Annotated in this window: 14 protein-coding genes; 4 read left to right on the top strand and 10 right to left on the bottom strand. The window is 45.0% G+C overall.

Annotated features, from left to right (window positions below):
- The first annotated feature begins 76 nt into the window (after positions 1-76).
- Positions 77-895 (top strand): phosphonoacetaldehyde hydrolase, encoded by an 819-nt coding sequence (gene phnX / locus KI655_RS08325; RefSeq protein ID WP_285403621.1) that lies wholly within the window; start codon positions 77-79, stop codon positions 893-895.
- Between the two features lie 423 nt (positions 896-1,318).
- On the top strand, positions 1,319-2,392 hold the full coding sequence (locus tag KI655_RS08320; protein ID WP_285403620.1) for an OmpA family protein: 1,074 nt from the start codon (positions 1,319-1,321) through the stop codon (positions 2,390-2,392).
- Between the two features lie 108 nt (positions 2,393-2,500).
- Here the strand turns inward: KI655_RS08320 and KI655_RS08315 are convergent, their stop codons facing one another.
- On the bottom strand, positions 2,501-2,899 hold the full coding sequence (locus tag KI655_RS08315; RefSeq protein ID WP_285403618.1) for an OsmC family protein: 399 nt from the start codon (positions 2,897-2,899) through the stop codon (positions 2,501-2,503).
- Between the two features lie 218 nt (positions 2,900-3,117).
- Here KI655_RS08315 and msrB point away from each other — a divergent pair, with 218 nt between their 5' ends.
- The gene (msrB, locus tag KI655_RS08310) at positions 3,118-4,260 is read left to right on the top strand and encodes a peptide-methionine (R)-S-oxide reductase MsrB (protein ID WP_285403616.1); all 1,143 of its coding nucleotides are present in this window, start codon (positions 3,118-3,120) and stop codon (positions 4,258-4,260) included.
- A gap of 112 nt (positions 4,261-4,372) precedes the next feature.
- Here msrB and KI655_RS08305 read toward each other — a convergent pair whose 3' ends face one another.
- Together KI655_RS08305 and KI655_RS08300 are read right to left on the bottom strand one after the other, a co-directional pair.
- Positions 4,373-5,740 (bottom strand): TrkH family potassium uptake protein, encoded by a 1,368-nt coding sequence (locus KI655_RS08305; RefSeq protein WP_285403615.1) that lies wholly within the window; start codon positions 5,738-5,740, stop codon positions 4,373-4,375.
- An 8-nt stretch (positions 5,741-5,748) separates the two neighbouring features.
- The gene (locus KI655_RS08300; RefSeq protein ID WP_285403613.1) at positions 5,749-6,408 is read right to left on the bottom strand and encodes a TrkA family potassium uptake protein; all 660 of its coding nucleotides are present in this window, start codon (positions 6,406-6,408) and stop codon (positions 5,749-5,751) included.
- Between the two features lie 266 nt (positions 6,409-6,674).
- On the opposite strand from KI655_RS08300, the gene KI655_RS08295 reads away from it, so the two are divergent.
- Complete coding sequence (locus tag KI655_RS08295; RefSeq protein ID WP_285403798.1) at positions 6,675-7,790, top strand: mechanosensitive ion channel family protein; 1,116 nt, start codon at positions 6,675-6,677, stop codon at positions 7,788-7,790.
- Positions 7,791-7,852: 62 nt separating this feature from the next.
- Here KI655_RS08295 and KI655_RS08290 read toward each other — a convergent pair whose 3' ends face one another.
- The 7 genes from KI655_RS08290 to KI655_RS08260 all read right to left on the bottom strand — a co-directional run bounded on the left by KI655_RS08290 (position 7,853) and on the right by KI655_RS08260 (position 13,344).
- Positions 7,853-8,266: a hypothetical protein gene (locus tag KI655_RS08290; RefSeq protein WP_285403612.1), complete on the bottom strand. Its 414-nt coding sequence runs from the start codon at positions 8,264-8,266 to the stop codon at positions 7,853-7,855.
- Positions 8,267-8,444: 178 nt separating this feature from the next.
- Complete coding sequence (aroG, locus tag KI655_RS08285) at positions 8,445-9,497, bottom strand: 3-deoxy-7-phosphoheptulonate synthase AroG (RefSeq protein ID WP_285403611.1); 1,053 nt, start codon at positions 9,495-9,497, stop codon at positions 8,445-8,447.
- A gap of 293 nt (positions 9,498-9,790) precedes the next feature.
- Positions 9,791-10,006, bottom strand: a complete 216-nt coding sequence (locus tag KI655_RS08280; RefSeq protein WP_032550272.1) for a DUF3820 family protein — start codon at positions 10,004-10,006, stop codon at positions 9,791-9,793.
- 18 nt (positions 10,007-10,024) lie between these two features.
- Positions 10,025-10,690 carry a DUF3313 domain-containing protein gene (locus KI655_RS08275; RefSeq protein ID WP_285403609.1) on the bottom strand — a complete coding sequence of 222 codons (666 nt, stop codon included), beginning with the start codon at positions 10,688-10,690 and terminating at the stop codon, positions 10,025-10,027.
- A gap of 98 nt (positions 10,691-10,788) precedes the next feature.
- Positions 10,789-11,139 carry a helix-turn-helix transcriptional regulator gene (locus KI655_RS08270; protein WP_285403608.1) on the bottom strand — a complete coding sequence of 117 codons (351 nt, stop codon included), beginning with the start codon at positions 11,137-11,139 and terminating at the stop codon, positions 10,789-10,791.
- A gap of 239 nt (positions 11,140-11,378) precedes the next feature.
- Complete coding sequence (gene cyoE / locus KI655_RS08265; protein WP_285403607.1) at positions 11,379-12,302, bottom strand: heme o synthase; 924 nt, start codon at positions 12,300-12,302, stop codon at positions 11,379-11,381.
- Positions 12,295-13,344 carry a heme A synthase gene (locus KI655_RS08260; protein WP_285403606.1) on the bottom strand — a complete coding sequence of 350 codons (1,050 nt, stop codon included), beginning with the start codon at positions 13,342-13,344 and terminating at the stop codon, positions 12,295-12,297. The genes cyoE and KI655_RS08260 overlap by 8 nt, the downstream gene beginning before the upstream one ends.
- Positions 13,345-13,373 lie beyond the last annotated feature (29 nt).

Below are 13,373 nucleotides of genomic sequence, written 5' to 3'. Positions count from 1 at the left end.
TATTCAACACAATCATCACAAACAAATTAGCGACAGCCTTGATGATCATCTCAAGGCTAACAAAGGACACAAAATCATGACGAAATCATCCGCAATCCAAGCTGTAATTTTTGACTGGGCTGGCACTATCGTAGACTTCGGTTCGTTCGCACCAACCAGCATCTTCGTAGAAGCATTTAAACAAGGCTTTGACTTCCATATCGATCTAGAGGAAGCGCGTGAGCCTATGGGTCTGGGTAAATGGGACCACATCCAAGCGGTAGGTCAACTACCTTCTGTTAGGGCTCGTTGGAACGCACAATTCGGTAGAGATATGAACTCCGAAGATATTGATGCAATATACGCGGCATTCATGCCTTTACAAAAAGCTAAGGTCGCTGACCACGCCGAGCCAATTTTAAACGCTATCGAAGTGGTCAATGACTTAAAATCGCAAGGTGTAAAAATTGGCTCATGTTCAGGTTACCCACGCCAAGTGATGGATGTGCTTGTTCCAGTTGCTGCAGACTACGGTTACCACCCTGATTGTGTTGTTGCGACGGACGACCTTCCACAAGGGGGCCGCCCTGCTCCATTCATGGCACTAAAAAACGTTATCGACTTAGGTGTTACCAATGTTGCAGCATGTATTAAAGTCGATGATGCCGCTCCAGGTATCGACGAAGGACACAACGCTGGCATGTGGACAGTAGGCTTATTGCTATCAGGTAATGAAGCCGGCCTGACGTTTGAAGAGTATCAACAAGCTGACCAAGAAACACTGGCAGCAGCACGCGATAAAGCAAAACAGAAGTTGGGTGAATCTAAGCCGCACTATCTAATTGATACAATTTCAGATCTACCTGCAGTGATTGAACAAATTGAAGCCCGTATCTTACGTGGAGAGCGTCCATAATATCTAGCGTCTTCCTATAGACTGCTTGACGTTTCGCGATAAAGAAAAATAGGCTCCTTGCTATTCCCGAGGTCAATTATTTGACGTCGGGATTTTTTCTTTTATAAGCATTAAGTAGCGCAAGTTTTTTTGCTCTTTTAGCTAAAATAATTTGTAAAATCATGAGCTTGAACTATAGCTTTATATATAGCAGGCAATTATTGATTAAATGAAAAGTAAAAATTAGTTAAATGTATAATTTTCAACAATTTTGTTGACTCTCATGTGCAATAGGATTAACAATAGAAATACCGCTCATATAGATAGATTCCAACTGGATCAGCGCCTCCAGTTATCGTCTGAAAGCAGTGTGTTACAAAACAGTCGATAGCCCATTAATGGCAGATTCAGGTAAGAATAAAAATTAATCACAAGGATAAGATTATGAAAAGACTGTCAAAAATTATGTGTGCACTTATCGCGACCTCTGGTCTTGCAGCTGCGCCATCTATCGCTGCAACCACCTATGTCGGTGCTAAGCTTGGCCTTGGTTGGCTAGACAGCGCCTGTGTTAGCGGTACGGAGTGTGATGATGATGCAGTAGGTGCCGGTATCTATTCTGGTTATAACTTTACAGATCGTATTGGGGTCGAATTAAGCTCTGACTTCTTAGGCGACTACAAAACCAGTTTCCCAGCCGGACCAGGATTAGCATCAACGTTCAGCGATCCATTAATTGCCATTTCCCTGACTCCTATGTACCGCTTCCCTGTTGAGCAAGAGTTTGACTTCTTTGTGAAAGGTGGTCCAGCTTACATTTCTCACGGCGGTGAAGACGCTTTCATCCTATCTCTTGGTGCGGGTGTCGAGAAACAGTTCTCTGATGCTTGGGCTGTACGTGTCGAATATCAATACTTCGATGACTTCGATGACAACTACATCCAAGATCTAAACGCAAACCTATTCTCTATTGGTGTTAGCTACAACTTCGGCACAGGCGCGACAACAGCCTCTGCGGCGGCAGCAGCAGCGACTGCAGCAGCAGTAACTCAAGCTCCTTCTGAACCAGTCGTTGAAGAAGTAGTGATGGAAGAGAAAACAACCGTTGTTGTCACCAAAGAGCAAAAAGAGAGCTTCTCTCAAGAGATGTTCGCGACGAACAGCACTGAGCTATCAGCAGATGGTAAAGCAGCGCTTGGTCCTCTGATTGCTGTTCTTCAGGCTCACCCTGAATCGAATGTAAAAGTCGTTGGTCACACTGACTCTACAGGTGCTGCTGAATACAACATGATGATCTCTAAGAAACGTGCTGCAGCCGTTGCTGCGTACATCGAAGAGCAAGGCATCGACGCTAGCCGTATTACCGCTTCTGGTGAAGGTGAAGAAAACCCAGTAGCGACGAATGACACTGCTGAAGGTCGTGCGATGAACCGTCGTGTTGAAGCAACAATTCCAGGCTTTGAGTACACAGAAGAAGTTCAAGTTGAAGAAGTGATTGTTGAAGAAGTAGCGAAATAACCAAGCCACTTAGCCACTTCTGTTACGTGATTAGGCTCTCTGATTAACGGACAATACAAAACTTAAAAATGAAGGCCACGTATGAAAATTACGTGGCCTTTCTTGTTATTAGACGATTTCCCAACTGTGGGTCATTTCAACACCCGCGCCTAGCATCAGACAAACTGAACAGTACTTCTCTAAAGAGTCAGCACAAACCTTTGCAACTAACTCTTCATCCAAGTTTTCACCAGACACTTCAAAGTGAATATTGATTGCGGTGAAGATCTTTGGAGCCGTTTCACGACGCTCTGTCTCAAGCTTCGCATTACAGCCTGTAATGGCTTGTCCTGCTTCTTTGAGGCCATCGACAACATCAACAGAGCTACAACCACCAGCAGCCATCAACACCATCTCCATTGGGCTAGGAGCCGTGGCGCCACCGCTGCCATCCATTACGATAGAGTGACCAGACTGAGATTGACCTAGAAACTTAAAGCCTTCTACCCATTTTACTTCTGCTTTCATGTTTTTCCTTAATCGAGTGGCAAGCACTCATCATGGTTCAATAACAAAGTATCAGCCACCCTACTACCGGTTGTTTTGAAGCGCAAGCTGAGCTTTTACCACTACACCATTTCACCTTCATAATATTTTTTTCGTGAATAGTGCAATTTTTTTCATCAAAGTCCTGTCTCTATTCGTACATTCAGCATCGAATGAGTAAACGTCAAGATGAGGTATCTATGAAGAAATTATCTAAAATATTGGTTTCACTCGTGGTGACACTACCACTGCTTTCGTTACTTGTTAGCCAAACAGGCACAGCCAATACAATGGATAAAGCAGCGCACTCTGGTGAAACCAAAGTGGCGACTTTAGCTGGGGGGTGTTTCTGGTGTACCGAGTCCGACCTTGAAAAACTCAATGGTGTTATTGATGTTGTCTCGGGTTACTCGGGGGGCGAGCTAGAGAATCCAACCTACAAGCAAGTAGCATCGGGAAAAACCGAACATATTGAGGTGATTAAAGTCGTTTACGACCCGAGTGTGGTCAACTATGAACAAGTGCTTGATCAGTTTTTCCGCCATATCGACCCTACCGATGATAAAGGCTCATTTGTGGACCGTGGCCCGCAATATCGTCCAGCGATCTTCTATCATAACGCCGAACAAAAAGAGATTGCTCAGAGCTTTATGAATGAGATCGAAGAAGCCAACCTATTTGGTGCGCCTCTGAAAACTGAGCTGATTGAGTTTAAAAAGTTTTGGCCTGCGGAAGACTACCACCAAGACTACTACAAGAAGAGCAAAGTTCGTTATAACTACTACCGTTACGCTTCGGGTCGCGACCAATACCTAGACAAAATCTTTGGTGATGACCGTACAGAAAACCCACAAACCATTCGCCAACTATTAGATGGTCAAAAACAAGCGGCAAACGTTAAGGTTTACACTAAGCCTTCTCAATCTGAGATCAAACAGAAACTAACGTCACTGCAATATAACGTGACTCAAAAAGACGCCACTGAGCGCCCGTTTGATAACGAGTACTGGGATAACAAAGAAGAAGGTATCTATGTGGATATCGTCACCGGTGAACCACTTTTCTCATCGAAAGACAAGTATAAATCAGGCACAGGTTGGCCTAGTTTCACCCAGCCTATCAATGATAATTACATTGTCACGACAACGGACTACAAACTGATTTACCCTCGTACCGAAGTGCGTAGCCGATTTGGTGATTCCCACCTAGGTCATGTATTTAAAGATGGTCCAAAGCCAACAGGATTACGCTACTGCATGAATTCTGCTGCTATGCGCTTCATTCCGGTCGAGAAGCTCGCTGAAGAGGGCTACGGGGACTATGTAGAGATGTTCGAAGGCTAGCCACTAACCTTTCACCCAAAAGCCAGCAAACACGCTGGCTTTTTCATATGTGGTGAATCGTAAACAGAGTGCCAGTTTCCTCTTTCTTATCACCCTAGTTTCTCAATACAGACTAACCCGTCAATACTGTATCTTCAGGGTACTTCACTAAAGAGGGCTCAGGGCGCGCTAACATGTAAGCTAGAGTCAAGGGTCCTATTCGACCTATCACCATTACAACCACCATGATGTATTTGCCTGGTTCGGAGAGATTCGCGGTTAGGCCAGCAGTCAACCCGACGGTCGCAAAAGCAGAGATGACCTCAAACATCACACGATCAAACGCAGCTTTCTCGGTCAACATCAGCAAAAACATCGCGGTAGTAAGCAGCGCACCACTGACAACAATGATCGCGAGAGACTTGGTCACTGCTTGCCAAGAGACGGTACGTTTAAACATCACCACATGTTTCTTCTGACGTAAGAAGCTCCAAGTCGCCACAAAGGCGACCGCAAAGGTAGACACCTTGATGCCTCCTCCCGTAGAAGTTGAGCCAGCACCAATCAACATCAACACGATCATCACTAATAATGCAGGTTGGGTGTAATGCGTTAAGTCGACACTATTAAACCCCGCCGTTCGTGCACTGGCCGATTGAAAAAACGCAGCTAGCCATTGGCCATGAAAAGAGAGCCCTTGCATCGTGTCACCATTGTTTCGCTCTAATAGCCAAAACAGCACCGTGCCAACAAGCAACAAGGTGGGCGTGGCAGTGAGCATGATCTTGGTATGAAGATGTAGGTGATTAAAGCCACGACGCCAATTTGAGGCTAAGTCGCCAACGACCGTGAATCCTAGCCCACCAAAAATAAACAAGCCTGCGAGAGTAAAAATCACCAAAGGATCATCGACAAAGGTCATCATGCTGTCTGAGAACAGAGCAAAGCCCGCGTTATTGAAGGCTGAGATTGCATGGAACAAAGCATAGAAACTGCCGGTCGACCATCCATATTCAGGAACCCAACGGAAACAAAGCAACGCAAAGCCAATCAACTCCGCGATCAATGCAAAGGCGATGATCTTTTTGACTAAACTTCTGAGATTGACACGCCTGTCCTGCCCTAGCGCTTCTTTGGCTAACGCTTGCTGTTTTAGGCTCAGTCTGACGCCGAACATGTACAGAAGTACCGCAGATAAGGTCATTTGCCCAAGCCCACCCACCTGCATAAGAAACATTAATAATATTTTGCCGGCAAGGGTAAAGTGAGCTCCGGTATCCACTACGCCTAAACCAGTCACACTGATTGCCGATGTCGCGGTGAACAGCGCGTCGGTAAATGAAAGGCCCGTAACAGAAAATACAGGTAGCGTAAGCAGCAAAGCCGAAGGGATGAGGACACCGAGAAAACTGGTGAGGATAATCTTGGGCTCTGAGCCCTTCTTTGGCTTATTGTCTGGCTTTAATGTGTAGAACAGCCCTTTTCTTTGAACTGAGTGCATAATCCGCCTTATGACAATGATTTAAGTCGGTTAGCCAACAAGTCTTTAGGACCCGCGATAATAACCACATCGCCAATCTCTAGACTGATATCGAGTTCAGGTGCTTTGACCAAATTGGGACCACGCTTGAAACCTAAAACATGCACCTCATTCTGCTGACATAGCTTGAGATCCGACAAAGGCCTTCCAAGCAGATTATGCCCAATGACTATCTCGGTTAACGCCAGTTCGCTGCCTAAGTCGATAAACTCTAGCACTCGTCTATCAAGCATCTTTCTTGCCACTCTAATCCCCATATCGCGCTCAGGAAGAATGACATGGTCTGCGCCAATCTTAGACAGTATCTTGGCGTGGAACTTATCATTCGCCTTGACCCAAACCGTTTTTGACCCCGCCTCTTTTACAACAAGCGTGGTGAGAATGCTGGCGTTTACGTCGGAGCCAATCGAAATCATGATCATGTCGTACTCGTCGAGGCGCAACTCTTTGACGGTCTGTTCACTGGTACAGTTGGCAACAATACCTTGCGACACAAAACTTGCTGCCTCTTTGACTCGCTCTTCATTGATATCGACAGCCAGAACTTGTGCCCCAGAATCCTGCAGTTCTTTACATACCGAGAGCCCAAAACGGCCCAAGCCAATCACAGCAAACTGTTTATCTGTCATAATTTCCCCTATCCTCAATGATTGGTGCTTGATAGTAATCTAGAGTGAACGTCGCTACTCATAATCTAACGGCGAAAAAAATTCTAATCTCTTGATTTTAAAGGTAGAGAACAAATGTGAATTCTGCTAATTTCGGGCAACTTATTTTTCTGTCATAGCATGTAATTGCATAAAGCCATCTAAAAGCAGCGATAATGCCTTTTGGAGATATTGTTAGACCATGGCTTTACCATGACACCAGCGTCATCACTGAGTGCATTCAAATCATGAACGAATTAATTCAACAAGTTCAGACTTACGTTGATGCCAACCACCATGAGTGGAGCAGCAGCGTCTTATTTATCACCATTGCCAGTTTCTTTGCATGGGTTGCTTGGCGAATCCTTCACAGTCGACTGGAAATCTTGGCTCAAAAGACCGCCTTCCACTGGGATGATCTGTTACTCGATGCATTAAAAACACCGATCAGTACGGTGCTTTGGTGCTGGCCGGGTACGGTTTCTCTCGGGCTCATTCTCCAAGGCGAGTTTGGTGGAGAGATCAACTGGCTCAGAACCCTAAAGCACATTCTCATCATCTGTACCTTTGTGTGGTTTACGCTACGCATGATCACCAATAGTGAAGAATACATCCTCGCGCAAAAGAAACGCGATGAGACCACGGTACAGGCCATAGCTAAGGTGTTTCGCCTATTCTTCATGGTCATGGGTGCCCTCACCATCATGCAGACTTTTGGCTTAAGCCTATCGGGCCTGCTTACCTTTGGTGGTGTCGGTGGTTTGATTGTCGGTTTAGCCGCAAAAGACCTGCTGTCTAACTTCTTCGGTGGCATGATGATCTACTTCGATCGCCCGTTTAAAGTGGGTGATTGGATCCGTTCTCCAGACCGTCAGATTGAAGGAACGGTGGAACGTATTGGTTGGCGTATGACCATTATCAGAACCTTCGATAAGCGTCCAATCTATGTACCCAACTCCGTATTCAGTAATATTGTGGTAGAGAACCCATCTCGAATGCTAAACCGTCGTATCCATGAAACGATTGGGTTGCGCTATGAAGATGCCGATAAGATGCAGGCTATTGTCGATGATGTTAAGGCGATGTTAGAAAACCACCCCGATATTGATGCGAAGCAGACGCTGATCGTTAACTTCGATAAATTTGGCCCGTCGTCACTCAACTTCTTTATTTATACATTTACCAAAACCGTCAATTGGATTCGTTTTCACGAAGTAAAGCAAGACGTGCTTCTGAAGGTGCTAGAGATTGTGCATGCTCACCACGCAGATATCGCCTTCCCTACACAAACCATTCAACTTCAGCAGGGTGGGCAAAGCTCTCCGGAGTTGGAACTACCGCCGTCACTAGAACACCGTCTATAAAACGACAAAGAGCCATACACATGTATGGCTCTTTTGTTATGTAATCTGAGTATATTCGATGACTACTTCAGTTGAATGCTCGTATAGGTTTCATTGATTAAACCCGAGCCTTTGCGCTTCTTCATTGTTACCTTAACAGAGCGTTTTGCATCTGCCACATCATAACGAATCGCTTGACCTAAAAACTTGTCATTACGCTTCAACTCTCGAGCTTCTAGCTTTACCGTTTTGTTGCTGCGATTGATCTTACAACGGTAGTCCCAATCATTTTTACCATCTTTCAGGCTAAGGAGAATACGTTGATTCGTTTGACCTGAAGTTGCTTTGATGCCACGTGGTTTCTTATCGATCGCTAGAGCAAGACCCGCCTTACACAATTGCTCGGCTGTAAAACCCTTTGCAGCTTCAGCTGTTGGTGCATTGAATGTTGTAATAGCGGCTAAAGCAATACTTGCGAATGCGAATTTCGTTTTCATGGATAACACTCTTCAAATTATCGAACACCGTTTCATTTAACCATCATAGATACGGTAAGTCAATAATTTATGGTATGACCACCCTTATAGCACGAACAAACCTACGTTTATCAGCGCCCAAAAACAAAAAAACCTTGCTGCAGAACAACAAGGTTTTTATTCAATGAGTTAGGTAGCGTTACTTGTTACGACGACTCTCAACTGCATCAGCCAATTGGCGTAATACTGTTTCTGTGTCTTCCCAACCAATACATGCATCAGTGATCGATTGGCCGTAAGTCTCAACCTTACCATCAACAAGATCTTGGCGACCTTCTACAAGGTGTGATTCAATCATAACACCGAAAACAGCCGCATCACCGCCAGCGATTTGAGCACTAACGTCGTCAGAAACGTTCATCTGACGCTTAAACTGCTTAGAGCTGTTTGCGTGGCTGAAGTCAATCATCACCTTCTGTGGTAAACCTGAAGCTTCAAGCTCTTGCTTGATCTTAGCAACGTGCTCAGCGCTGTAGTTTGGCTCTTTACCGCCACGCAGAATGATATGACAGTCTGGGTTACCTGCTGTTTCCACAATCGCAGAGTGGCCGTATTTAGTTACAGACAAGAAGTGGTGAGACGAGCTCGCAGAACGAATTGCATCTGTTGCGATCTTAATGTTGCCATCTGTACCATTCTTAAAACCAACAGGGCAAGACAGACCAGATGCCAACTCACGGTGTACCTGAGATTCTGTCGTACGAGCGCCAATTGCACCCCAGCTGATCAAATCCGCTACGTATTGTGGCGTGATCATATCTAGGAATTCACTTGCTGTTGGCATACCCATGTCAGTTAGGTCGAGCAGAAGTTTACGCCCCATGCGAAGACCATCGTTTAGCTTAAAAGTGTCATCCATGTACGGGTCATTGATTAGACCTTTCCAACCCACGGTAGTACGTGGTTTCTCGAAGTAGACTCGCATAACGATTTCTAGTCGGTCACCCAGTTCATCACGCAGTACTTTCAGACGCTTACCGTACTCTAGCGCAGCTTCTGGATCGTGAATAGAACACGGACCAACGATCACAAGCAGGCGATCATCTTTGTCTTCTAGAATGTTATGAATCGCTTTACGGCTTTCAAAAGTTGTAGAAGAAGCAACTTCTGTCGCAGGAAACTTTTCTAGTACCGCAACAGGGGGTAATAACTCTTTTACTTTATTAATTCGTACATCATCTGTTTGAAACATTGCTTACTTCTTCCTATTTCTATCCTTGAGCTGAGTGCACATATTGTCGGCACAAATTTTTACATCAGCACTTATCGTCTTGTTCTCTGTAACTTAACTAGGAAAAACGCGAGTTTCAATCACTAATTTAAAAAAAACGCAATTTTTTTTATGTTTTATATTTAAAACACCTCGTATAGATAAATTTACACACGATAAATTAACTACTTTACAAACAGTTAAGTCCAAAGGTGCTTAAATTTTTCGCGATTCGAATAAAAAAACCGCTGACAATTTGCCAACGGTTTTACGCTTTACATTCTTTTAAGAGGCTTCACAACACTGTCAAGACCTTCAATTTTTAATGCCAAACAGAGCTTTAACAGGTCTCCAAGCTCACCATTGGGGAACCCTTTTTTATCGAACCACAGAAGATACTCTTCAGGTAGGTCAATAAGTACTCGGCCTGCGTACTTTCCAAATGGCATCTGTACACGCGCCAGTTTCATCAAGTTCTCTTTGTCTAGCATGGTTTTATCTATTGAGAGTTAGTTCGTATCCGTTAGAGTAACACCTAAGCGGTCAACCCAGTAGTTAATCGCGTCTTTTGCGTCATCGAGTGAATCGATCATAGTCGAAAAGTCCTTATTACCGGCTTGACGATCGATCGCAGCAAACAACGGCGTACCATCTTGAGCATCGCTCACTAGCAACTCTACACTCGCACTGCCCACGTTAGTGTGTTCGCCTGTTGTTACCTTAGAAAGCGTCGACATCGCTAAGCCAAAAGGCAAAACACTACTGGTGACTGCGAGAATTGGATTGGGCGTTTCGACATTACTTAACGCGATACTAAATCTTAAGCTTCGACCATTGGGCTCACTGACCACCGTTTTATGCTCTGAAATTCGCTGTGTTAATCTCTCTAGCATATGATCTGTCAGTTCCTGTACATCGTCAGAATCTATCGAACCCTCCTCAGTCAACACAAAGATTTGATCGATAACCACCGAATCATAGTTTGCCAGTTTCTTTTTTAATCGATCTATATCGCGGAGGCCAATTCGGGCCCACACTAAATCTACCCCACCATCAGGGCCTGGGCTAAAGTCTTGATAAGAGGTAAATTTGGTGGCTTTTTGGATCGGACCACCAGCACACCCAACAAGGAGAACACTGATGGTGGTCAGAAAGAAGGATTTTAGAAATGTCATGTTGGCACTCAATCGTTAACTGAAGAAACAATAGAATGCTATACCATATATAAAATAATGTCGAAAAATTGTGTGTAATATACGATCAATTTCTAAAGTCAGTTGCTTTTCACGGTATGAGCATACTCAACAACTACCTGATTTCCCTCAATATAAGCATTTTGAATCTCGCCATCGACGCTCATGCGGCTCTGCAAATAGACGATTTTCGGTCCTTCACTTCCCTCTTTCAACGACGGCAGAACGTTTTTCGGTTCAAGATGCAACAAACGACAAAATTGACTAACAAACGACATCGTCAATGGCGTTTCACCTCGTAAGATGCGCGAGAAAGCCAATTGGTTCATTCCAAGCTTTTTGGAAAACTCCATTTGGGTAAGGCGCATACGTGACTTTTGAGACATCCAAGTTTGATAGAGCGCATCCCTATCTAGATCAGTAAATTCCATGAGGTTCCCTTTGTATAATTCAGACCTATTAATTGTGATGATTTCTATAGAAATTATGTCAACGTAAGGTTAGTGGAAACCAAAGGTTTGGTTGTGTTATGAACCCAGTTTTTTAGTTATCAGAGGCAAGATGATAATTTATAGCACGAGGCGTGATTAGCACTTGGGATGCGGTATTCAGGCACACACCATCTTTGTACATGTACCTGAATATTTTTGGTGGCTTACTTGAAAGCGCATCAAATTAAGTAATGGTCCAGCAACAGCGCCGCGAACAATATCATCAAGTGATAGATAGAGAATTTAAAGGTTTGCATGGCACTGCTCGGGGTACTGCGATACTTGAGCATCCAAGCGTGATAGATAAACCCTCCGTTAAGCAGCAACGAGGCACTGAGATATATCCAACTGCTCATTCCAACCAAAACAGGCAAGATACATACAACGCTAAGCAGCAAGGTGTAGAGCAAAATGGATGTCTTAGTGTACTCAATACCGTGCGTCACGGGTAACATGGGTATATTCACCTTGGCGTACTCATCTCTTCGATGAATCGCTAGAGCCCAAAAATGTGGTGGCGTCCAAATAAAGATGATCATCACCAGTAACCAAGCGTGAGAATGTAGCTCGTTGGTCACAGCGGTCCACCCCAGTAGTGGAGGCATAGCACCGGCAATCCCAGCAATTACGATATTTTGAGGTGTCGCGCGCTTAAGGTACATGGTGTAAACCACGGCATAGCCAAGTAAGCTTGCAAAAGTTAACCACGCCGTGAGCACGTTGACCCACATAACCAAGACAGCAAAGCCAACGACTCCTATTGATGCGGCAAAAAAGAATACTCGTACGCTACTCAGCTCCCCTGAAGGCAGAGGTCGACGACTGGTTCGACTCATCTGACCGTCAATTCTTCGGTCTATCAAATGATTGAAGGCCGCAGCTGAGCCAGCCATTAAGCCAATGCCTATCATCCCCATCATTGTTTCTTGCATCGGTAATCCATTCGGCACCGCAAGGCACATCCCCACCAGTGCGGTGAGGAGCATCAAAGCAACCACCTTAGGCTTAGTGAGCGTGAGGTAAACTCTCCATGCTGACTTTTCTCGAACAGCGGATTTGGAAGTTGGAACAAATTGAGTGTGAGTTTCGGTTCGACTAGCCATGTTTACCTCCGCCTAATGCGCTTCCTTTCAATAAAAAGTCTCTGGTTTGGCGCTGCCACACCAAGAAATTCGTCACGACTAAGGTCACTAGCAACAAAGCCGCGACTAAGTTGTGCATAACAGCGACTGAAATCGGCAAGTGGAACCAGACGTTACTGATACCGAGCCCAACCTGACAGAATAAGACGAGAGCTAGAATGACACCTAGCCTGCGTTGTCCATGTCCAGCCTGAGACCAAAGCTGATACACAGTGATCAATACAACCAATACCGCTGCCATAGCACCAAATCGATGCATGACATGAATCGTCAATCGAGCCGGATATTCCAGCACGCCAAATTCATAGTCATCATGTCCACTCTGTAATAAGTCGAACGCTTTATCAAAATCCAGATAAGCGAGCCAATTTCCTTCACAGATTGGCAATTGAGTGCACACCAATGCGGCATAATTTGATGACGTCCAACCACCCAGCAGAATCTGACCTATTACCACAACAAGGCTGATACTCGCCCAAAACCTCAACCAAAGAGATTTAAACGGTGCAAACCCCTGCCCGATTCGATTAAGACGACAGTAAAGTAGGCTTAATAGTGAAAGTAGCGTAAAGCCGCCCATTAGGTGCGCCATTACGATCACAGGCATGAGCTTTAGGGTCACCGTCCACATGCCGAGCAGTGCTTGAAAGATCACGGTAGCGCCAATAAGCAAGGGCAACCCAATTGGGGTGACGCGCTTGGAGATGCTCCATGCAGTGATCGCAAAAATCAGTAAACCCAACGTTCCGGCAAAATAGCGGTGCACCATTTCAATCCAAGCTTTGTCTGCTTCCAGCGCTCTTTCAGGATATTTTAAGTTGGCATTAGCCACGGCAGATTCACTCGTTGGCACCAGCAATTGACCATAGCAACCGGGCCAATCAGGGCAACCCAAACCAGCATCAGAAAGGCGAGTGTAAGCGCCCAAAACAATAACGACGAGGGTTAATACGAGGCTGGCTCTTACTAGTAACAGCAATGGTCTAGGGGTTGAATTTGTCATCAATGATCTCCCTATCTGTCGCAAACAAA

The sequence above is a fragment of the Vibrio sp. D404a genome, from assembly GCF_030248535.1.
In the GTDB taxonomy this organism is placed as follows: Bacteria; Pseudomonadota; Gammaproteobacteria; order Enterobacterales; family Vibrionaceae; genus Vibrio.
This window is presented reverse-complemented; position numbering and strand designations above follow the sequence as displayed.